Annotated in this window: 20 protein-coding genes; 12 read left to right on the top strand and 8 right to left on the bottom strand. The window is 67.7% G+C overall.

Annotation, left to right across the window (positions count from 1 at the left end; genetic code table 11):
• Positions 1-18: 18 nt before the first annotated feature.
• Positions 19-540, top strand: coding sequence for a L,D-transpeptidase family protein (locus PRL19_RS06900; RefSeq protein WP_045981359.1), 522 nt, complete (start codon positions 19-21; stop codon positions 538-540).
• A 42-nt stretch (positions 541-582) separates the two neighbouring features.
• On the opposite strand, the gene dalA is transcribed toward PRL19_RS06900, so the two are convergent.
• From dalA to PRL19_RS06885, 3 genes are all read right to left on the bottom strand, one after another.
• Positions 583-1,098, bottom strand: a complete 516-nt coding sequence (dalA, locus tag PRL19_RS06895) for a divisome-associated lipoprotein DalA (RefSeq protein ID WP_273744339.1) — start codon at positions 1,096-1,098, stop codon at positions 583-585.
• An 89-nt stretch (positions 1,099-1,187) separates the two neighbouring features.
• On the bottom strand, positions 1,188-2,228 hold the full coding sequence (gene hemH, locus PRL19_RS06890; protein WP_273744338.1) for a ferrochelatase: 1,041 nt from the start codon (positions 2,226-2,228) through the stop codon (positions 1,188-1,190).
• Positions 2,225-3,049 (bottom strand): class I SAM-dependent methyltransferase, encoded by an 825-nt coding sequence (locus PRL19_RS06885; protein ID WP_273744337.1) that lies wholly within the window; start codon positions 3,047-3,049, stop codon positions 2,225-2,227. The genes hemH and PRL19_RS06885 overlap by 4 nt, the downstream gene beginning before the upstream one ends.
• Positions 3,050-3,080: 31 nt before the next feature.
• Here PRL19_RS06885 and PRL19_RS06880 point away from each other — a divergent pair, with 31 nt between their 5' ends.
• Genes PRL19_RS06880 through PRL19_RS06865 form a run of 4 tightly spaced genes read left to right on the top strand, consistent with a single transcriptional unit; the run spans position 3,081 to position 5,443 of the window.
• Complete coding sequence (locus PRL19_RS06880; protein WP_273744336.1) at positions 3,081-3,815, top strand: ComF family protein; 735 nt, start codon at positions 3,081-3,083, stop codon at positions 3,813-3,815.
• A 29-nt stretch (positions 3,816-3,844) separates the two neighbouring features.
• Positions 3,845-4,102, top strand: coding sequence for a glutaredoxin 3 (gene grxC / locus PRL19_RS06875; RefSeq protein ID WP_045981364.1), 258 nt, complete (start codon positions 3,845-3,847; stop codon positions 4,100-4,102).
• A gap of 8 nt (positions 4,103-4,110) precedes the next feature.
• Positions 4,111-4,980 (top strand): carbon-nitrogen hydrolase family protein, encoded by an 870-nt coding sequence (locus PRL19_RS06870; RefSeq protein WP_273744474.1) that lies wholly within the window; start codon positions 4,111-4,113, stop codon positions 4,978-4,980.
• Positions 4,955-5,443, top strand: coding sequence for a MarR family winged helix-turn-helix transcriptional regulator (locus PRL19_RS06865; protein ID WP_273744335.1), 489 nt, complete (start codon positions 4,955-4,957; stop codon positions 5,441-5,443). Before PRL19_RS06870 ends, PRL19_RS06865 begins: the two co-directional genes overlap by 26 nt.
• A 4-nt stretch (positions 5,444-5,447) precedes the next feature.
• On the opposite strand, the gene ubiG is transcribed toward PRL19_RS06865, so the two are convergent.
• Positions 5,448-6,188 carry a bifunctional 2-polyprenyl-6-hydroxyphenol methylase/3-demethylubiquinol 3-O-methyltransferase UbiG gene (gene ubiG / locus PRL19_RS06860; RefSeq protein WP_273744334.1) on the bottom strand — a complete coding sequence of 247 codons (741 nt, stop codon included), beginning with the start codon at positions 6,186-6,188 and terminating at the stop codon, positions 5,448-5,450.
• Between the two features lie 51 nt (positions 6,189-6,239).
• On the opposite strand from ubiG, the gene pip reads away from it, so the two are divergent.
• From pip to infB, 6 genes are all read left to right on the top strand, one after another.
• A complete protein-coding gene (gene pip, locus PRL19_RS06855; RefSeq protein WP_273744333.1) occupies positions 6,240-7,232 on the top strand; it encodes a prolyl aminopeptidase in 993 nt (330 codons plus the stop codon).
• Positions 7,229-7,693: a tryptophan-rich sensory protein TspO gene (gene tspO / locus PRL19_RS06850; protein ID WP_337960273.1), complete on the top strand. Its 465-nt coding sequence runs from the start codon at positions 7,229-7,231 to the stop codon at positions 7,691-7,693. Before pip ends, tspO begins: the two co-directional genes overlap by 4 nt.
• A 130-nt stretch (positions 7,694-7,823) precedes the next feature.
• Positions 7,824-8,456, top strand: coding sequence for a ribosome maturation factor RimP (gene rimP, locus PRL19_RS06845; protein WP_045999958.1), 633 nt, complete (start codon positions 7,824-7,826; stop codon positions 8,454-8,456).
• Positions 8,457-8,459: 3 nt separating this feature from the next.
• Positions 8,460-10,085, top strand: a complete 1,626-nt coding sequence (gene nusA / locus PRL19_RS06840) for a transcription termination factor NusA (protein ID WP_045981735.1) — start codon at positions 8,460-8,462, stop codon at positions 10,083-10,085.
• 22 nt (positions 10,086-10,107) lie between these two features.
• Entirely contained in the window at positions 10,108-10,731 is a 624-nt protein-coding gene (locus PRL19_RS06835; RefSeq protein WP_045981736.1) for an RNA-binding protein, read from the top strand.
• Positions 10,732-10,739: 8 nt separating this feature from the next.
• A complete protein-coding gene (infB, locus tag PRL19_RS06830) occupies positions 10,740-13,295 on the top strand; it encodes a translation initiation factor IF-2 (RefSeq protein ID WP_273744332.1) in 2,556 nt (851 codons plus the stop codon).
• 162 nt (positions 13,296-13,457) lie between these two features.
• Here infB and PRL19_RS06825 read toward each other — a convergent pair whose 3' ends face one another.
• From PRL19_RS06825 to PRL19_RS06810, 4 genes are all read right to left on the bottom strand, one after another.
• Positions 13,458-13,586 carry a hypothetical protein gene (locus tag PRL19_RS06825; RefSeq protein WP_045981737.1) on the bottom strand — a complete coding sequence of 43 codons (129 nt, stop codon included), beginning with the start codon at positions 13,584-13,586 and terminating at the stop codon, positions 13,458-13,460.
• A gap of 121 nt (positions 13,587-13,707) precedes the next feature.
• Positions 13,708-14,106, bottom strand: coding sequence for a (deoxy)nucleoside triphosphate pyrophosphohydrolase (locus PRL19_RS06820; RefSeq protein WP_273744331.1), 399 nt, complete (start codon positions 14,104-14,106; stop codon positions 13,708-13,710).
• A complete protein-coding gene (gene argJ, locus PRL19_RS06815; protein WP_273744330.1) occupies positions 14,103-15,347 on the bottom strand; it encodes a bifunctional glutamate N-acetyltransferase/amino-acid acetyltransferase ArgJ in 1,245 nt (414 codons plus the stop codon). The genes PRL19_RS06820 and argJ overlap by 4 nt, the downstream gene beginning before the upstream one ends.
• Positions 15,347-16,183, bottom strand: coding sequence for a peptidylprolyl isomerase (locus PRL19_RS06810; protein WP_045981740.1), 837 nt, complete (start codon positions 16,181-16,183; stop codon positions 15,347-15,349). Before PRL19_RS06810 ends, argJ begins: the two co-directional genes overlap by 1 nt.
• A 204-nt stretch (positions 16,184-16,387) precedes the next feature.
• Here PRL19_RS06810 and secA point away from each other — a divergent pair, with 204 nt between their 5' ends.
• Positions 16,388-19,099, top strand: coding sequence for a preprotein translocase subunit SecA (secA, locus tag PRL19_RS06805; protein WP_273744329.1), 2,712 nt, complete (start codon positions 16,388-16,390; stop codon positions 19,097-19,099).
• Positions 19,100-19,198: the final 99 nt, after the last annotated feature.

The raw sequence follows: 19,198 nt of genomic DNA, 5'->3' as shown, positions 1-19,198 counted from the left end.
AACGCTTCAGAGGCAGTGATGATCAGAACCACCCGTCGGACGTTCACGATTTCGATGCTGGCCCTGCTGGCTGCCTGTGGAAAGCCGCAGCAACCCAGCAAGTTCCAGCGCTATTCCGGGCCGCCGATCACCCAGGTGCAGGTGAACAAGGGCCAGCGTCGCATGCACCTGTTCAGCGGCAGCACGCCGGTCCGGTCCTATGACATCAGCCTGGGCAACCAGCCGGTGGGACACAAGCAGTTCTCGGGCGACGGAAAGACCCCCGAAGGCGTCTATTACATCGACCGCTTCAACCCGCGCAGCGCGTTCCACCTGTCGGTGGGCATCTCGTATCCGAACCCCAACGACCGCGCCTTCGCCGAGCAGTACGGCATGGATCCGGGCGGCGACATCTTCATCCACGGCCGCGGCCCTCAGGGCAACAACCTGTTCCCCCGCCAGCGCGACTGGACGGCCGGCTGCATCGCCGTCACCGACGAGGAAATCCAGGAAATCTATGCGATGCTGATGCCCGGCACGCCGGTCGTCATCTATCCCTGACCCCCGCGACCGATGCGGCCCCGCATGGGGGCCGCCCGATGCCTAGCGTCCGGTCAGCAGCGTCCACCAGACCTTGCCCGACGGCTCCTTGAACCAGGCAAAGCCCAGCTGCGTCGCGGTCGGGTCCATGATCACGTCGCGGGTGTCGCGCGTGGACATCCATGCGGCCAGCGTCTCGATCTCGTTCTCGTAGGTCTCCGAGATGTTCTCGCCAATGAGCTCTCCGCCGAACCCCTGACGCTGCGCCCGGTCAAGGGGCGACGATCCGTCCGACCCCCAGTGCCAGGCCCGGTTCTGGGCCGACATGTCGCGCGAATGGACCAGCGACGCCGCCTCCAGCGCGGGGCTGGGCTGCAGCGGGGACAGGCCGATATTGCCGCGCAGCGTGTTGATCTGCTGCAGCACGCGCCCCGCGATGGCCGCGTTGCCGTCGACAACCGGGGCCGCCGCCGCGGCCGGGTCCATGGGCAGGGCCATCGGCGCAGGCGCCAGGTTGCGCGGGCCGCACGCGCCCAGCACGATCAGGCCCAGAATCGCAAGCGCGTTGATTTTCTTCATGTTCCGGCCACTCTCCTCGCGCACATGGCCTAGTCCTATCCAATGCCTTGCACCGGATCAAACCCAACTTGGCGTGAACGCGCCGACGCTCAGCGCGGCTGCACCCAGCCGCCGATGTTCTCGCGCACCACCTCCAGCATGACGCGGATATGGGCGGGGTCGTCGTTCAGGCAGGGGATGTACTGGAATTCGTGCCCCCCGGCCTCCTCGAAGGCTTCCTTGATCTCGCCGTTGATCTCCTCCAGCGTCTCGATGCAGTCCGACGAGAACGCCGGAGAGATCACTGCGATGTCGGTATGGCCCTGCTTGGCCAGTTCGGCCACATGCTCCACCGTATAGGGCTTCAACCACTCCTCGCGGCCGAAGACCGACTGGAAGGTCGTGTCGATGATCCCCTCTGGCCAGCCCAGCTCCTCGCGCAGCAGGCGCGACGTCTTCTGGCACTGGCAGTGGTAGGGATCGCCCTGCATCAGATAGCGCTTGGGCATGCCGTGATAGCTGGCGACCAGCTTCTTGGGCACCTTGCCGTCCAGCGCGCGGCGCACGCTGTCGGCCAGCGCCTTGATGTAGTCGGGGCGGTTCACATAGGGCTCGACCGTGCGCACGGCGGGCTGCAACGTCTCCTTCATCAGGACGCGGAACAGCTGGTCGTTGGCCGTGGCCGAGGTCGGCCCCGCATATTGCGGATAAAGCGGCAGGAACACGATCCGCCGACAGCCCGCATCGACCATCCGCCGCACCACGTCCCCGGTCGATGGATTGCCATAGCGCATGCAAAAATCGACCATCACCTGATCGCCCCATTCGTCATGCGCCATCTGCGCCAGCGCGCGGGTCTGGGCCTTGGTGATGGTCAGCAGCGGGCTTTCGTTCGCCTCGTGGTTCCAGATCAGCTTGTAGTTCTTGCCGGAACTGAAAGGCCGCTTGGTCAGGATCACCCCCTGCAGCAGCGGCTGCCAGATCAGGCGGTTCACGTCGACGACGCGGCGGTCGGACAGGAACTCGTTCAGATAGCGGCGCATCGACCAGTAGTCATAGCCGTCCGGCGTGCCCAGATTGGCGATCAGGATGCCGGTCTTGGCGGGCTTGACCGCGGGATGGTCGGCAGGCGCGTGGGTGGGTCTCATCATGACTTCCTGAGTTTTGTCAGCGCATCGGCCAGCGAGGTGGTGGCCGATCCGGGGCGCAGGGGCTTTGGCTGGCTGTCCGAGGGCGCCCAGCCCGTCAGAAAGACCAGATCGAAGGTGACGGCGACACGGGACGGATCGTCGCGGTCGGGACTGTGGGCGGCCAGCAGATCGGCGGCGCGGGCCAGCACGGCGCGCGGCGTGGGCCGGCGCAGGCGCGCGGCCATCGCGTTGCCCTCGCCCATCGCACGCAGGTCGCGGCCCAGGTGGAACAGGTCGCGGTAGCTGGCGCGTTGCGGGAGCAGGTCGGCCACCGGCAGCGCCAGCCCCGCGCGGGCCAGCAGGCCGCCCAGGTCGCGGATCTCTCCCATCGGCAGGATTCGGGGCGACAGGCCGCCGGTGATCTCGGCCTCGGCCTGGGCCAGGGCGGCGCGGGGTTCGGACAGGGTCTGGCCGCCGAACAGGACGCCGATGAACAGCCCGTCCTCGCGCAGGGCGCGGCGGCACTGCACCATCTGCCCGACCGGATCGTCCGCCCAATGCAGCGACAGAGCGTGGATCACCAGGTCATGCGCGCCGGGGTCCAGGTCCAGCACCGGGTCGTCCGCCACCACCCGCGCACCAGGAAAGTGCGGGCCCCAGATGTCGGGAAAACCGGTCACCAGGGCGGGGGCCGTAAAGGTTCTGTTAACCTCGGCCAGCCTATCGTGGATCTCGTCCGCGGCGATCTGGTGGAACAGGTCGACCATGCCGTCCCGTTGGGCGCGGCGGCGCTGGCGGGTCAGGGCGATGCGGTCGGTCAGGGCGGGTCTGGGGTCACTCATGGGACGGGAACATAAGGTGCTTTCGGGGGCGATGAAAGCCGCGCTGCGGTTGTTCTATCCGCCCCAATGCCTGTCCTGCGGCGCGGGGGTGGCCGACGGGGGCGCGGGCGCCGTGCATCTGTGCGCCGACTGCTGGCCCGAGGCTGCCTTCATCACCGGCGCCTGCTGCGATTGCTGCGGGGCGCCGCTGTCCGATGACGGGTCGGGCGTGGACACGGTGCTGGTCTGCGACGACTGCTTGGGCACGGTGCGGCCCTGGACGCGTGGGCGCGCGGCGATGGTCTATGGCGGCACCGCGCGCAGGCTGATCCTGGCGCTGAAGCATGGCGACCGACTGGACCTGGCCCCACCCATGGCCGCGTGGCTGGCGCGGGCGGCGGCACCATTGGCGATGCCCGGCATGATCGTGGCCCCGGTGCCCCTGCACCTGCGCCGCCTGGCAAAACGCAAGTACAACCAATCCGCGCAGGTGTCGGGCCGGGTGGCGCGCACCCTGGGGCTGGATCACCAGGCCGACCTGCTGGTGCGGGTGCGCCACACGCAGGCGCAGGACCATCGCGGCGTCGCCGACCGCTATGCCAACCAGCAGGACGCCCTGGCCGTGCATCCGCGTCGCGCGGCAGGCGTGGCGGGGCGGCCGGTGATGCTGATCGACGACGTGATGGCGTCGGGGGCCACGATCCACGCGGCGGCACTGGCGCTGCTGGCGGCGGGATCGGGACCGGTTTCGGTGGCGGTGCTGGCACGCGCGGTCAAGGATCACTAGATAGGGGGCAGCCACCAAAAAGGACCGCCATGAGCATCGAGATCTATACCACCCGCACCTGCCCCTTCTGCATCCGCGCCAAGCAGCTTCTGGACCAGAAGGGCGCGTCCTATACGGAAATCGACGTCGGCGCCGACCCGGCGCTTCGCGACAAGATGACGAAACGCGCGGGCAAGCGCAGCGTGCCGCAGATCTTCGTGGGCACCACGCATGTCGGCGGCTGCGACGACCTCTATGCGCTGGAGCGGTCGGGCAAGCTGGACCCGCTGCTCAAGGGCGCCGCCTGATGGGCGCGCTGACCGTCGGGCTGATCCAGCTGACGGTCGGCGACGACCCGGCCGCGAATCTTGGCCCCACGATCGCCCTGATCCGCAAGGCCGCGGGCCGGGGCGTGCGGCTGGTCCTGACGCCCGAGGCGACGAACCTGCTGTCCCCCGACCGCGCGCGTCAGGCCACCCTGCTGCGCCCCGAGGATCAGGACGCGACCCTGGCCGCCCTGCGGGCCGAGGCGCGGGCGCTGGACATCTGGCTGCTGGTCGGATCGCTGGCGCTGGCCAGCGGCGACGCGGACGGGCGGTTCGCGAACCGCAGCCTGCTGATCGCCCCCGACGGGACGGTCGCAGCGCGCTATGACAAGCTGCACATGTTCGACGTGACCATCAGCGACACCGAATCCTATCGCGAAAGCGCCGCCTATCGCCCCGGCGACCGGGCGGTCACGGCCCCCGCGGCCGGGACGGTGCTGGGCATGACGGTCTGCTATGACCTGCGCTTTCCGCACCTGTACCGGTCGCTGGCGCAGGCGGGCGCGCGCATCCTGACCGTGCCGTCGGCCTTCAACCCGGTCACGGGGGCCGCACATTGGGAGACCCTGCTGCGCGCCCGCGCGATCGAGACAGGGTGCTTTGTGCTGGCGCCCGCGCAATGCGGCACCCACCCCGCGCCCCACAGCCAGGACCGCCCCGCCCGGCGCAGCCACGGCCATTCGCTGGTCGTCGACCCCTGGGGCCGGGTGCTGGCCGATGGCGGGGACGATCCCGGCATCACCATTGTATCCCTTGACCTTTCGGCGGTGGATGAGGCACGGTCTCGCATTCCCTCGCTGTATCACGACAGGCCCTTTGCGGCCCCGGAAGGCCATGACGACACCTGCGCCCAACCCTGACAAAGCCGCCGAGGCCCGGTCCACCGACCGGCTGGCCGCAAGCCTGTTCGCCGAGGTGCTGATCGCCGACCAGCTGTCGCGCAACCTGATCGGCAAGGCGCTGCCCAAGGGGATGCAGATTTCGCACTTTTCGGTGCTGAACCTTCTGGCCCACGTGAACGAGGAACGCACCCCCGCCCAGCTGGCGGCGGCGTTCCACATCACGCGGGGCGCGATGACCAACACGCTGGCGCGGCTGGAATGGGCGGGCCATGTCCACATCCGCCCCGATTGGGACGATGCACGGCGCAAGTTCGTGTCGATCAGCACGGCGGGCCGGGCGGCGCGCGATCAGGCCATCGCGGGCTTCATGCCGCTGATCGCGGGCGTGGTGCGCGACATCGGCGCGGAACGGGTGCGCGGCGCCCTGCCCGTCCTGCGCGAGCTGCGCCTGCGGCTGGAGGCCGACCCGCCCAAGCCCTGAGGCCTCAGGCCCGACGCGCCGTCATGATATAGTTCACCGCCAGGTCGCGATCCGACATCGACCAGCCGAAGGTGATCGGGTTGAACACCATCCCCTTGCGGTCCGCGACCATCAGCCCCGCCGCCTGTGCATGGGCGGCCAATTCGTCCGGGGTGATGAAGCGCGCCCAGTCATGCGTGCCGCGCGGCAGCCAGCGCATGATCCATTCCGCCCCGATGATCGCCGCGCCGAAGCTGCGCGCGGTGCGGTTCAGTGTCGACAGGATCAGCAGCCCGCCGGGGCGCAGCAGGTCGTGGCAGGTCGCGACGAAGGCCGCGGGGTCGGCGACATGTTCGACGATCTCCAGCGCCAGGACCGCGTCAAAGCGTTCGCCCGCCGCGACCAGCGCCTCGGCCGTGGTGGCGCGGTAATCGATCGCCAGCCCCTGCTGATCGGCATGGGTCTGGGCCACGGCGATGTTCACCTGGGTCGCATCCGCGCCCACCACATCCGCGCCCAAGCGCGCCATCGGTTCGCTGGCCAGCCCGCCGCCGCAGCCGATGTCCAGCACCCGCAGCCCCGCGAAGGGCCGCAGGCTGCGCCGGTCGCGCCCGTATTCGGCCGCGATCTGGTCGCGGATATAGTCCAGCCGCAGCGGATTCATCAGGTGCAGGGGGCGGAACTTGCCGTTGGGATCCCACCATTCGGCGGCCATCGCCTCGAATTTCGCGATCTCGGCCTGGTCGATGCTGCTGGGCGTGGTCATTGGGGGGCGGTCCTTCTGGCGGGCGGCGTTGTCTGTGCTTATAGTGGCAGGATGGACCGATTGGCAGGACAAATCTCCGCGTCACATGGCCGCCTTCACCCGGCGGTCGAACCCTTTGCCCGCCACGAGATCGACGTGGGCGACGGCCACATCCTGTACGCCGAGGAATGCGGCAACCCGCAGGGCCGGCCCGTTCTGGTGCTGCATGGCGGGCCAGGCGGCGGGTGCAGCCCCTATATGCGGCGCTTTTTCGACCCGGCGCATTACCGCGTGGTGCTGTTCGATCAGCGCGGCTGCGGGCGGTCGCGGCCCACCGCGTCGGTGCGGGCCAACACCACCGCGCATCTGATCGACGACATCGCCCTGATCCGCGCACGCCTTGGCATCGACCGCTGGCTGCTGTTCGGCGGCAGCTGGGGTGCGACGCTGGCCCTGGCCTATGCGCAGGCGCATCCGGACCATGTCACCGGGCTGGTGCTGCGCGGGGTGTTCCTGGGGATGCGGTCCGAACTGGACTGGTTCTATGGCGGGGGCGCCGCGCGGTTCTTTCCCGACCTGTGGGAGCGCTTTCAGGAGCCGATCCCCCCATCCGAACGCCAGGACATGATCGGCGCCTATCACCGGCGGCTGTTCGACGACGACCTGGGCCGTCAGGCGCGATTCGCGCAACCCTGGCTGATGTGGGAAAACGCGCTGGCGGGGCTGCAGTCGCAGGCCGCGGGCCATGCCCCCGCCGATTACGCCCGCGCCTTTGCCCGGCTGGAGAATCACTATTTCAGCAACGGCTGCTTCCTGAGCGAGGGGCAGCTGTTGCGCGACCGCGGGCGGATCGAGCACCTGCCCGCGATCATCGTCCAGGGCCGCTATGACATGGTCTGCCCGCCCGTCAGCGCGCACCGGCTGGCCCAGGGGTGGGACCGGGCCGAACTGCGTCTGGTCCCGGCGTCGGGCCACGCCCTCTCCGAACCCCGCATTACCGCAGAGCTGGCCGCCGTCATGGACGGCATCCGCGACGAGGACCGCAGCCGGAGGGCGCCCCGTTGATCCTGTTGCCGATCTTCCTGCTGGCCAGCGTCGCCGCCGCCGCGACCGGCGTCATCTTCAAGCCCGGCGCGTGGTATGACGGGCTGCGCAAGCCCGGCTTCACCCCGCCGAAATGGGCCTTTCCCGTGGCCTGGACGATCATCTACCTGCTGTCGGCCGCGGCCGCGACGCGGGTGGCGGGCCTGCCCGGCGCGGGGGCCGCGCTGGCCCTGTGGGCGGCGCAGATCGCACTGAACACGCCGTGGACGCCGGTCTTCTTCGGGGCGCGGCGGATGGCCCTGGGCATGGCGATCATCGCCACTTTGCTGGTGACGGTCGCGGCCATGACGGTGACCTTCTGGTCGCTGGACCGGATCGCGGGGGCGATGCTGTTGCCCTATCTGGCATGGCTGGGCGTCGCATCGGGGCTGAACTGGCGCATCTGGCGCGACAACCCTGCCGTGCCGGGGCCCGCCGCTTAAGATCGCTTGCATTCGGGCCCGCCTTTGGCTATAGGACCGATCAACAGCGGTGCAGGCGTCCAAACCCTGCCCACCGGAACTTCCGCATGGGGCCCGCTGACGGCCCCTTTTTCCTGTCCAAGAGGATCTGATGTCCGACGATCTGCCCGTCACGAACGACCTGATCGCCAAGACCGCGATCGACCGCCGCCTGGCCGAGATCATCACCCCGGTGATCGAGGATCTGGGATACGAGCTGGTGCGCGTCCGCCTGCAGGGCGGCAAGACCGCCACGCTGCAGATCATGGCCGACCGCCCCGAGGGCGGCATCAACGTGGACGACTGCGCCCAGATCTCGACCGCGGTCAGCGCCACGCTGGATGTCGAGGACCCGATCGAGGACAACTATCACCTCGAGGTGTCCAGCCCCGGCATCGACCGTCCCCTGACCCGCCTGAAGGACTTTGGGACCTTCGAGGGCTATGAGGCGCGGCTGGACCTGAACCAGGCGATCGACGGGCGCAAGAAGTTCAAGGGCGTCCTGGCGGGCGTCGAGGGCACCGAGGTGCTGATCAACATCGAGGACAAGGGCCAGACCCACACGATCGGGCTGGATTTCGACCTGCTGTCGGATGCCAAGCTGGTCCTGACGGACGAGCTGATCAAGGAAATGCTGCGTCAGAAGAAGGAAGCCGGGGTCGAGATCGACAACCTGGACGAGACCGCCTTCGACGAGATCGAAACCGATGATGACGGCGCGACCGCCGTGCAACCCAAGGAGTGAGTGATGGCCATCACCTCTGCCAACCAGCTTGAACTGCTGCAGACGGCCGAAGCCGTCGCCCGCGAGAAGATGATCGAGCCCGAGCTGGTCATCGAAGCGATGGAAGACAGCCTGGCCCGCGCCGCCAAGTCCCGCTACGGCGCGGAGATGGACATCCGCGTCAAGATCGACCGCCGCACCGGCAACGCGACCTTCACGCGCGTGCGCACGGTCGTGGCCGACGATGCCGTCGAGAACTATCAGGCCGAACTGACGGTCGAGCAGGCTAAGCCCTATCTGGACAACCCCCAGATCGGCGACGAGATCATCGACCAGGTCCCCCCGGTCGAACTGGGCCGCATCGCCGCGCAATCCGCCAAGCAGGTGATCCTGCAGCGCGTCCGCGAGGCCGAGCGCGACCGCCAGTACGAGGAATTCAAGGACCGCGCCGGCAGCATCATCAACGGTGTCGTCAAGCGCGAGGAATACGGCAACATCATCGTCGACGTCGGCCGCGGAGAGGCGATCCTGCGCCGCAACGAGAAGATCGGCCGCGAAAGCTATCGTCCGAACGACCGCATCCGCGCCTATATCAAGGACGTGCGCCGCGAGACGCGCGGGCCGCAGATCTTCCTGTCGCGCACCGACCCGCAGTTCATGGCCGAACTGTTCAAGATGGAAGTCCCCGAGATCTACGACGGTGTGATCGAGATCAAGGCCGTGGCCCGCGACCCCGGTTCGCGCGCCAAGATCGCCGTGATCAGCCATGACGGCAGCATCGACCCGGTCGGCGCCTGCGTCGGCATGCGCGGCAGCCGCGTGCAGGCCGTCGTCGGCGAACTGCAGGGCGAAAAGATCGACATCATCCCGTGGAACGAGGACCAGGCGACCTTCCTGGTCAACGCCCTGCAGCCCGCCGAGGTCAGCAAGGTCGTCTTCGACGAGGAGGCCAACAAGATCGAGGTCGTCGTCCCCGACGAGCAGCTGTCGCTGGCCATCGGCCGTCGCGGCCAGAACGTGCGCCTGGCCAGCCAGCTGACCGGCCTGGACATCGACATCCTGACCGACGAGGAGGAATCCAAGCGTCGTCAGGCAGAGTTCAACACCCGCACCGCGCTGTTCATGGAGCAGCTGGACCTGGACGAGTTCTTCGCCCAGCTGCTGGTGGCCGAAGGGTTCACCAACCTGGAGGAGGTCGCCTATGTCGACCAGGACGAGCTGCTGACGATCGACGGGGTCGACGAAGGCACCGCAGCCGAGCTGCAGGCCCGCGCCCGCGACGTGCTGGAGGCCAAGAACAAGGCCGCCCTGGACGCCGCGCGTGCCCTGGGCGCCGAGGACAGCCTCATTGAATTCGAGGGTCTGACACCCCAGATGGTAGAGGCGCTGGCCAAGGACGACGTCAAGACGCTGGAAGATTTCGCGACCTGCGCCGACTGGGAGCTGGCCGGTGGCTGGACCACCGTCAACGGCGCCCGCGTCAAGGACGAAGGCCTGCTGGAACCCTATGGCGTAACGCTGGAAGATGCGCAGACCATGGTCATGACCGCGCGCGTGATGCTGGGCTGGGTCGATCCGACCGAGCTGGACGACACGGATGCGGAAGACGACCTGCAGGACGATGACGACAACGAGGAGGCCGGGGCCTGATCGCCCCGGATCGGAGCACAGATTGAGCCGTGGTGGACATGACAAGGACCGGGACGACGACCCGGAACGCCGGTGCATCGCCACCGGCGAGGTGCAACCCAAGCGGGGCCTGATCCGTTTCGTGATCGGCCCCGACGGGCAGGTCGTGCCCGACCTGGCGGAAAAGCTGCCCGGTCGCGGCATCTGGGTCGCCGCCGACAAGGCGGCCCTGAACAAGGCGGTGACCAAGGGATTGTTCTCTCGTGCCGCCAAGGCTCCGGTTCAGGCGGCCCCCGACCTGGCCGATCTGGTCGAGGCGGGCATCGCCCGCCGGCTGGTCGAACTGGTGTCGCTGACGCGGAAATCGGGCCGCGCGGTGGCGGGGTTCGAAAAGGTCAAGGGCTGGCTGGCCGAAGGTCGCGCCAAGGTGCTGCTTCAGGCCAGCGACGGGTCGGACCGCGGCAAGGGCAAGCTGTGGACGCCCACCGGCGGACGCTGGTTCGGCTGCCTGACCGCATCAGAATTGGGTTTGTCCTTTGGGCGCAGTCATGTCATACACGGCGCGCTTGCGAAGGGTGGCCTGACGGACAAGGTGATCTTGGAAGCCGGCAGACTAACGGGTCTGCGCGGGCATGACGACGGCAATACGGCTGTCGGGAAGGAATGAAGACGCAGATGAGCGACAAAGACGGAAAAACCCCCTTGGGCCTTGGTGGCGGTAATCGCCCCGGCGCAGTCAAGCAAAGCTTCAGCCACGGTCGCACCAAAAGCGTCGTCGTCGAAACCAAGCGCAAGCGCGTCGTGGTGCCCAAGGCAGCCGCGCCGATGACGGATGCGCAGAAAGAAAAGAACCCGCTGACCGCCCGCGTGGCCGGCGACAGCTCCAAGCGCCCCGCAGGCATCTCTGATGCCGAGATGGAACGCCGCCTGAAGGCCCTTGCCGCCGCCAAGGCACGCGAGGCCGATGACGCCGCCAAGCGCCTGGCCGACGAGAAGGCCCGCGAGGAGGAGCGCGAGCGCCGCCGCGCCGAGATCGAGGCCAAGGCCCGCGAGGAGCGCGAGCGCGAGGAGGCCCTCAAGGCCAAGGCCCTGGCCGAGGCCCAGGCCACGCAGGACGCTGCCGACGAGGCCCGCCGCAAGGCCGAGCCGCGCCAGGAGCGTCCCAAGCCTTCGGCCGGTGCGACCAAGCCCGCCGCCCCCGATCAGGCCGCGATCGAGGCTGCCGCCTCGCGCGCCGAGACCAAGGGCGTCATGACCGGCGTGGCCCGCAAGACCGACCGCGTCGAGCGCACGGACCGCGACAAGACCGCCAAGGCCAAGACCACCGACGACAACCGTCGCGGCGGCAAGCTGTCGCTGAACCAGGCGTTGAACGGCGAAGGTGGCCGCCAGCGCAGCATGGCCGCGATGAAGCGCAAGCAGGAACGCACCCGCCAGAAGGCGATGGGCCAGTCCGCCCGTCCCGAAAAGCAGTTCCGCGAAGTGCGCCTGCCCGAGACCATCGTGGTCCAGGAGCTGGCCAACCGCATGACCGAACGCGCCGCCGACGTGGTCAAGGCGCTGATGAAGATGGGCATGATGGTCACCGCCAACCAGCCCATCGACGCCGATACAGCCGAGCTGGTGATCGAGGAATTCGGCCACAAGGTCCTGCGCGTCAGCGACAGCGATGTAGAGCAGGTCATCGCCCCGACGGTCGATCGTGACGAGGACATGCAGCCTCGCCCGCCGATCATCACGATCATGGGTCATGTCGACCACGGCAAGACCTCGCTGCTGGACGCGATCCGCAAGGCCTCCGTCGTTTCGGGCGAAGCCGGCGGCATCACGCAGCATATCGGCGCCTATCAGGTGACGACCGACAGTGGCGCCGTCCTGTCCTTCCTGGACACGCCGGGCCACGCGGCCTTCACGTCGATGCGTGCCCGTGGCGCGAACGTCACGGATATCGTGGTGCTGGTGGTCGCGGCGGATGATGCCGTGATGCCCCAGACCGTCGAGGCCATCAACCACGCCAAGGCCGCCAACGTGCCGATGATCGTGGCGATCAACAAGATCGACAAGCACGAGGCCGACCCGCAGAAGGTCCGCACGGACCTGCTGCAGCACGAGGTGGTCGTCGAGGCCATGTCGGGCGACGTGCAGGATGTCGAGGTCTCGGCCAAGACCGGCCTGGGCCTAGACAACCTGCTGGAGGCCATCGCGCTTCAGGCCGAACTGCTGGAGCTGCGCGCCAACCCGAACCGTGCCGCACAGGGCGCGGTCATCGAGGCGCAGCTGGATGTCGGACGCGGCCCCGTGGCCACCGTCCTGGTGCAGCACGGCACCCTGCGCCGCGGCGACATCTTCGTCGTGGGCGAGCAGTGGGGCAAGGTCCGCGCCCTGATCAACGACAAGGGCGACCGCGTCGAGGAAGCCGGCCCGTCCGTCCCGGTCGAGGTTCTAGGCCTGAATGGCACGCCCGAGGCCGGAGACGTGCTGAACGTGGTCGAGACCGAGGCCCAGGCCCGCGAGATCGCCGAGTTCCGCGCCCAGCAGACCAAGGACAAGCGCGCCGCAGCCGGTGCCGCGACCACGCTGGAGCAGATGATGGCCAAGGCCAAGGCGGACGTGAACGTGTCCGAACTGGCGGTCGTCCTCAAGGCCGACGTGCAGGGTTCGGCCGAGGCCATCGTGCAGGCCCTGGAAAAGGTCGGCAACGACGAGGTCCGCGTCCGCGTGCTGCATTACGGCGTGGGTGCGATCACCGAATCCGACATCGGCCTGGCCGAGGCGTCGGGTGCTCCGGTCATCGGCTTCAACGTCCGGGCCAACGCTCCGGCTCGCAACGCCGCGAACCAGAAGGGTGTCGAGATCCGCTACTACTCGATCATCTACAACCTGCTGGACGACATCAAGGCCGCCGCTTCGGGCATGCTGTCCAACGAGATTCGCGAGAATTTCATCGGTTACGCGACCATCAAGGAAGTGTTCCGCGTCACGGGCGTCGGCAACGTCGCCGGCTGTCTGGTGACCGAGGGCGTAGCCCGTCGTTCGGCCGGCGTGCGCCTGCTGCGCGACAACGTGGTGATCCACGAAGGCACGCTGAAGACGCTCAAGCGCTTCAAGGACGAGGTCAAGGAAGTGCAGTCCGGTCAGGAATGCGGCATGGCCTTCGAGAACTATGACGACATCCGCCCTGGCGATGTCATTGAGATCTTTGAACGCGAAGAGGTCGAACGCTCGCTGTAAGCGACCGTCTGCGACATGCGAAAGCCGGGCGATACGATCGCCCGGCTTTTTGCGTTCCAGGGTCCGGCAGGATGGAACGGAAAAGGGGGTGACCCTTTCGGATCACCCCCTTGGTGTTCATGCGGTTCCCTTGGCGCTACGCTCCCCCGTGCGCCGGAACGGTCAGTGGCCGACCGGCTTGCCCTCGAAGGTGCGGTTGCCGACGCGGACCAGGATGTTCCCATCCGCGGTCGAGCCTTCGAATAGACCCTGGATCGAGATGTAGCTGCCGACGGAAATAGTGCGAATCATGTCAAGCCTCCTCTGTGCCCTAAACAAAGTTAGTCATGAAATGGTTAAAAAATCGTTCGCAACTTGATCATCTACGACTTTTTTCAGCAACAATGCAATCGGATCACTCAAATTTGCGACACTATAGCCACATCTGCAGGGCCGGGATGAGGGGAATGTCTGCCGCCGGCATGGGGTAATCGCGCAAATCGCGCGCCCGGACCCAAGCCAGCTGCTGCCCTTCGCGCGGCTGGACGATTCCTTGCCAGCGGCGGCAGGCGAACAGCGGCATCAGCAGGTGGAACATGTCATAGGCGTGGCTGGCAAAGGTCAGCGGTGCCAAGCAGCTGTTCCAGGTCTGGATGCCCAGCTCCTCCTCCAGCTCGCGGATCAGGGCGGCCTCGGGGGTCTCTCCGGGTTCGACCTTACCGCCGGGGAATTCCCACAGGCCCGCCATGGACTTGCCCGGCGGGCGCTGTGCCAGAAGCACACGCCCGTCGGGATCGATCAGTGCCACCGCGGACACCAGGACGGTCTTCACGACCGGTAATCCGCGTTGATGTCGATATAGCCGTGCGTCAGATCGCAGGTCCAGACCGTCCGCGCCGCGTCGCCCAGGCCCAGATCGACCGCGATCCGCAGGTCCTGGTTGCGCATGTAGGCACTGGCGGCGGCTTCGTCATAGTCGGGATCGCGCCAGCCGTCGCGGGCCACGACCATGTCCCCGAACGCGATGCACAGGCGGTCACGGTCGGCGCGCGCGCCCGACTTTCCCACCGCAGCCACGATGCGGCCCCAGTTCGCGTCCTGTCCGGCGATGGCGGTCTTGACCAGCGGCGAATTGGCGATGGCCATGGCCACGCGATGCGCGTCGGCCGCATCCGCGGCGCCCGTCACGGCGATCTCGACGAACTTGGTCGCACCCTCGCCGTCGCGGACGACCTGATGGGCCAGATCGCGCATGACGCCGTGCAGCGCGGTCACGAAGTCGCGCCCCGCATCGCTGTCCAGATCGGTGATGGGCGCGCCCGCCCCCTGCCCCGTCGCGGCCAGGATCAGCGCGTCGGACGTGGACGTGTCGCTGTCCACGGTGATCGCGTTGAAGGTCGCGTCCAGCCCGGAGGACAGTGCCTGCTGCAGCACGGCTGCAGGCACCGTGGCATCGGTGAACAGATAGACCAGCATCGTCGCCATGTCGGGCGCGATCATCCCAGAACCCTTGGCGATGCCCGCGATGCGGGTGCCGTCCGCCAGGATCGCGGACGCGCCCTTGGGAAAGGTGTCGGTGGTCATGATCGCACGCGCCGCATCGGCGACCCCGCCCGCATCCAGATCACGTGCCAGATCGCCCACGATGGCCACGATCCGCTCGTGCGGCAGCGGCTCTCCGATCACGCCGGTCGACGAGGTGAAGACCCGCCCCTGCGGCAGGTCAAGCGCACCCGCCACGGCCGCGCAGACGGCATCGACCGACTGCTGGCCGCGCGCGCCGGTGAAGGCATTGGCGTTGCCGGAATTGATCAGGATCGCCGCGCCGTCAGGCGCATCGCCCCCCTGCGCCAGCTTGGCCTGGTTGTCCAGGATGCACGCGGCGCGCGTGGACGACCGGGTGAAGGCCCCGGCCACAGTGCTGCCCGGCGCGATGCGGATCAGCGTGACGTCGCTGCGGCCCTGGTACTTGATCCCGGCGGCGGCGCTGGCGAAATCGACGCCCGCGATCACCGGCAGGTCAGGAAACCGCGCAGGTGCCAGAGGCGAGACAGGCAGACCCGCCTTTCCCATCACTCGGCCTCCAGCAGGTCGGTGGCGTTCAGCTGGGCGGGGTCCAGACCTTCGGTCTTCTTGACGTCGGCGGCGGTCACCAGGCTCTGGATCTGGGCCTCGACCTTCTCGCGCAGGACCATCTGGCTGATCTGGTCACGGACCTCGGCCAGCGGGGGCGCCTCGCGCAGGCGGGTCTCGTTCAGCTTGATGACGTGCCAGCCGAATTCGGTCTCGACCGGGTCGCTGACCTGGCCCGGCTCCAGCGCGGCGACGGCCTCGGCAAAGGGCGGCACCATCTGGTCGGCGGCGAACCAGCCCAGGTCGCCTTTGTTCGGACCCGACGGCCCGGTCGAGTTCGCCTCGGCCACGGTGCCGAAATCGGCGCCGCCATCGACCTCGGCCTTCAGTTCGGCGGCCTTCTCCTGGCTGTCGACCAGGATATGGGCGGCGTTGTATTCCGTCACGCTGCCCGCATCGGCGAACAGGCGGTCATAGCTGGCCTGCAGCTCCTCCTCGGTGGGCTCGGCCTGGGCGATCTGGCTGACCGCGGCCGAGGCCAGGGTGTTGCGGCGCTGCAGCTCCAGCTGGGCGCGCACGCCGGCGGTGTCCTCGGCGGATTCGGCCACGGCGGTCTGGCGGATCAGCTGGTCCAGCATCACGTCCCACAGCGCCTGGTCGGGCATCTCGGCCATGGCCGGGTCCTGGATCGACTGCTTCATGACGATCATCTGGCCCAGGGTGATCTCCTGGCCGTTCACGGTGGCGACCACCTGGTCGGCATCGGCGTCCTGCGCCAGGGCGGGGGCGGAAAGGGCGGCAAGCACGGCTGCGGCCAGCAAAGTCGATCGGGTCATGGGGATGGGTCCTTTCACGGCGCGCACCCCCGCGGGGGCCGGGCCAACATTGACAGTCAGGTGGGCTGCGCCTACATCCAAACCAACTCCGTGGAAGGCGCCGCCGCCGCGTTCGTTCAACGCCCCTGATACGGCAATGCGACCGGCGCGGGCAAGTGGGCCGCAGGTGACGTCCCTTCCCGACAACGTGATGGCGAAGGTAACATGATCGGTAATCTGGCGAAGATGGTCTTTGGCACGCCCAATGACCGCAAGGTCAAGGGCACGCGCGCGCTGGTCGCCCGCATCAACGCCCTTGAGGACAGCTTCAAGGCATTGTCCGATCAGGGGCTGGTCGACAAGACCGCCGAATTCAAGGCCCGCGTGGCGGGCGGCGAATCGCTGGACGACATCCTGCCCGAGGCGTTCGCCAACTGCCGCGAGGGTGCGCGCCGCGCGCTTGGCCTGCGGGCCTTCGACGTGCAGCTGATGGGCGGGATCTTCCTGCATCAGGGCAACATCGCCGAGATGAAGACCGGCGAGGGCAAGACCCTGGTCGCCACCTTTCCCGCCTACCTGAACGCGCTGTCGGGCAAGGGCGTCCATGTCGTCACCGTCAACGACTATCTGGCGAAACGCGATGCCGAATGGATGTCCAAGGTCTATGCCCAGCTGGGCATGTCCTGCGGCGTGGTCGTGCCGTTCCAGCCCGAGGGCGAAAAGCGCGACGCCTATGCCTGCGACGTGACCTATGCCACCAACAACGAGCTGGGCTTCGACTATCTGCGCGACAACATGAAGGGCAGCGTGGCCGAGATGGTCCAGCGCGGTCACAACTTCGCCATCGTCGACGAGGTCGACAGCATCCTGATCGACGAGGCACGCACGCCGCTGATCATCAGCGGCCCCAGCCAGGACCGGTCCGAGCTGTACCGCATCCTGGATGCCTATGTGCCCCTGCTGACCGAGGAGCATTACAAGCTGGACGAGAAGTCCCGCAACGCGACCTTCACCGAGGACGGCAACGAGTTCCTGGAGACGCGTCTGCAGGCCGACGGCGTCCTGCCCGAGGGACAGACCCTCTATGATCCGGAATCGACCACCATCGTCCACCATGCCAGCCAGGCGCTGCGCGCGCACAAGCTGTTCCTGAGGGACCAGCATTACATGGTGCGCGACGGCGAGGTGATGCTGATCGACGAGTTCACCGGCCGGATGATGAAGGGCCGCCGCCTGTCGGACGGCCTGCACCAGGCGATCGAGGCCAAGGAAGGCGTCGAGATCCAGCCTGAGAACGTGACCCTCGCCTCGGTCACCTTCCAGAACTATTTCCGCCTGTACCAGCGCCTGGCGGGCATGACCGGCACGGCATCGACCGAGGCCGAGGAATTCGCCGAGATCTACAAGCTGGGTGTGGTCGAGGTTCCGACCAACCGCGGCATCGCGCGGATCGACGACCATGACCGCGTGTATCGCACCGCGACCGAGAAGAACGCCGCCGTCGTCGAGGCGATCAAGGAGGCCCATGCCAAGGGTCAGCCGATCCTGGTCGGCACCACCAGCATCGAGAAGTCCGAGCTGCTGTCCGAGATGCTGAAGAAGGACGGCGTGCCCCACAACGTCCTGAACGCCCGCCAGCACGAGGCCGAGGCGCAGATCGTGGCCGATGCCGGCAAGCTGGGCGCGGTGACGATCGCCACCAACATGGCCGGTCGCGGCACCGACATCCAGCTGGGCGGCAATGTCGAGATGAAGGTGATGGAGGCCCTGAAGGCCGATCCGGACGCCCATCCCGACGAGCTGCGCGCCCGGATCGAGGCCGAGCATGCCGGAGAGAAGGAAAAGGTCCTGGCGGCGGGCGGGCTGTTCGTGCTGGGCACCGAACGCCACGAAAGCCGGCGGATCGACAACCAGCTGCGCGGCCGTTCGGGCCGCCAGGGCGATCCCGGACGGTCGCTGTTCTTCCTGTCGCTGGACGACGACCTGATGCGGATCTTCGGCTCCGAGCGTCTGGACAAGGTCCTCTCGACGCTTGGCATGAAGGAGGGCGAGGCGATCATCCACCCGTGGGTGAACAAGTCGCTGGAACGCGCACAGGCCAAGGTCGAGGGCCGCAACTTCGACATCCGCAAGCAGCTGCTGAAGTTCGACGACGTGATGAACGATCAGCGCAAGGCGATCTTCGGCCAGCGCCGCGAGATCATGGACAGCGAGGAGGTTGGAGAGATCACCGCCGACATGCGGCACCAGGTGATCGAGGACCTGATCGACGAGCACATGCCGCCCCGCAGCTATCCCGAGCAATGGGACACCGAAGGGCTGAAGAAATCAGTCCGCGAGCGGCTGAACCTGAACCTGCCGATCGCGGATTGGGCGGCCGAGGACGGCGTGGACCATGACGTGATGCGCGAACGCATCACCGAGGCCAGCGACGCCTATATGGCGGACAAGGCCGCGGCCTTCGGCCCCGAGACCATGGTGCAGATCGAGAAGCAGGTCCTGTTGCAGCAGATCGACCAGAAATGGCGCGAGCACCTGATGACGCTGGATCACCTGCGTTCGGTCGTGGGCTTCCGCGGCTATGCGCAGCGCGACCCGTTGGCGGAGTACAAGACCGAGGGTTTCCAGCTGTTCGAGACGCTGCTGGACGGCCTGCGCTTTGACGTGACGCAGCGGCTGGCGCAGATCCGGCCCCTGACGCAGGCCGAGCGCGACGAGATGGCGGCCCAGATGGCCCGCCAGCAGCAGCATGTCCAGGAGGAGGCATCGGCGGAACCCGAGGCGGCAGCGCCCGCGCTTGCCGCGCCCGAGGCTCCTTCCGCGCCACGCCCGGGCTTTGACGAGGCCGATCCGTCGACCTGGGGGATGCCTGCGCGCAACGATCCGTGCCCCTGCGGATCGGGCAAGAAGTTCAAGCACTGTCACGGCGCGATCTGAACATCACGCGGGGCGCCGTTTGCGTCCCGCGATGGCGGTCGCGCCCGCCGGGTGGGGGCAAGCCCCCACCACGTCCGGGCGCGACGGGCCGCTGATGCA

The sequence above is a fragment of the Paracoccus marcusii genome, from assembly GCF_028621715.1.
Taxonomy (GTDB): domain Bacteria; phylum Pseudomonadota; class Alphaproteobacteria; order Rhodobacterales; family Rhodobacteraceae; genus Paracoccus; species Paracoccus marcusii.
Note: the sequence above shows the minus strand (reverse complement) of the source record. Positions and strands in the feature narration are given on the sequence as shown.

Excerpts from the sequence above, each read along its gene's own strand:
- PRL19_RS06900 (WP_045981359.1), top strand. The coding sequence starts at position 19 with ATGATCAGAACCACCCGTCGGACGTTCACGATTTCGATGCTGGCCCTG.
- dalA (WP_273744339.1), bottom strand. The coding sequence starts at position 1,098 with ATGAAGAAAATCAACGCGCTTGCGATTCTGGGCCTGATCGTGCTGGGC.
- hemH (WP_273744338.1), bottom strand. The coding sequence starts at position 2,228 with ATGATGAGACCCACCCACGCGCCTGCCGACCATCCCGCGGTCAAGCCC.
- PRL19_RS06885 (WP_273744337.1), bottom strand. The coding sequence starts at position 3,049 with ATGAGTGACCCCAGACCCGCCCTGACCGACCGCATCGCCCTGACCCGC.
- PRL19_RS06880 (WP_273744336.1), top strand. The coding sequence starts at position 3,081 with ATGAAAGCCGCGCTGCGGTTGTTCTATCCGCCCCAATGCCTGTCCTGC.
- grxC (WP_045981364.1), top strand. The coding sequence starts at position 3,845 with ATGAGCATCGAGATCTATACCACCCGCACCTGCCCCTTCTGCATCCGC.
- PRL19_RS06865 (WP_273744335.1), top strand. The coding sequence starts at position 4,955 with ATGACGACACCTGCGCCCAACCCTGACAAAGCCGCCGAGGCCCGGTCC.
- ubiG (WP_273744334.1), bottom strand. The coding sequence starts at position 6,188 with ATGACCACGCCCAGCAGCATCGACCAGGCCGAGATCGCGAAATTCGAG.
- pip (WP_273744333.1), top strand. The coding sequence starts at position 6,240 with ATGGACCGATTGGCAGGACAAATCTCCGCGTCACATGGCCGCCTTCAC.
- rimP (WP_045999958.1), top strand. The coding sequence starts at position 7,824 with ATGTCCGACGATCTGCCCGTCACGAACGACCTGATCGCCAAGACCGCG.
- nusA (WP_045981735.1), top strand. The coding sequence starts at position 8,460 with ATGGCCATCACCTCTGCCAACCAGCTTGAACTGCTGCAGACGGCCGAA.
- infB (WP_273744332.1), top strand. The coding sequence starts at position 10,740 with ATGAGCGACAAAGACGGAAAAACCCCCTTGGGCCTTGGTGGCGGTAAT.
- PRL19_RS06825 (WP_045981737.1), bottom strand. The coding sequence starts at position 13,586 with ATGATTCGCACTATTTCCGTCGGCAGCTACATCTCGATCCAGGGTCTA.
- argJ (WP_273744330.1), bottom strand. The coding sequence starts at position 15,347 with ATGGGAAAGGCGGGTCTGCCTGTCTCGCCTCTGGCACCTGCGCGGTTT.
- PRL19_RS06810 (WP_045981740.1), bottom strand. The coding sequence starts at position 16,183 with ATGACCCGATCGACTTTGCTGGCCGCAGCCGTGCTTGCCGCCCTTTCC.
- secA (WP_273744329.1), top strand. The coding sequence starts at position 16,388 with ATGATCGGTAATCTGGCGAAGATGGTCTTTGGCACGCCCAATGACCGC.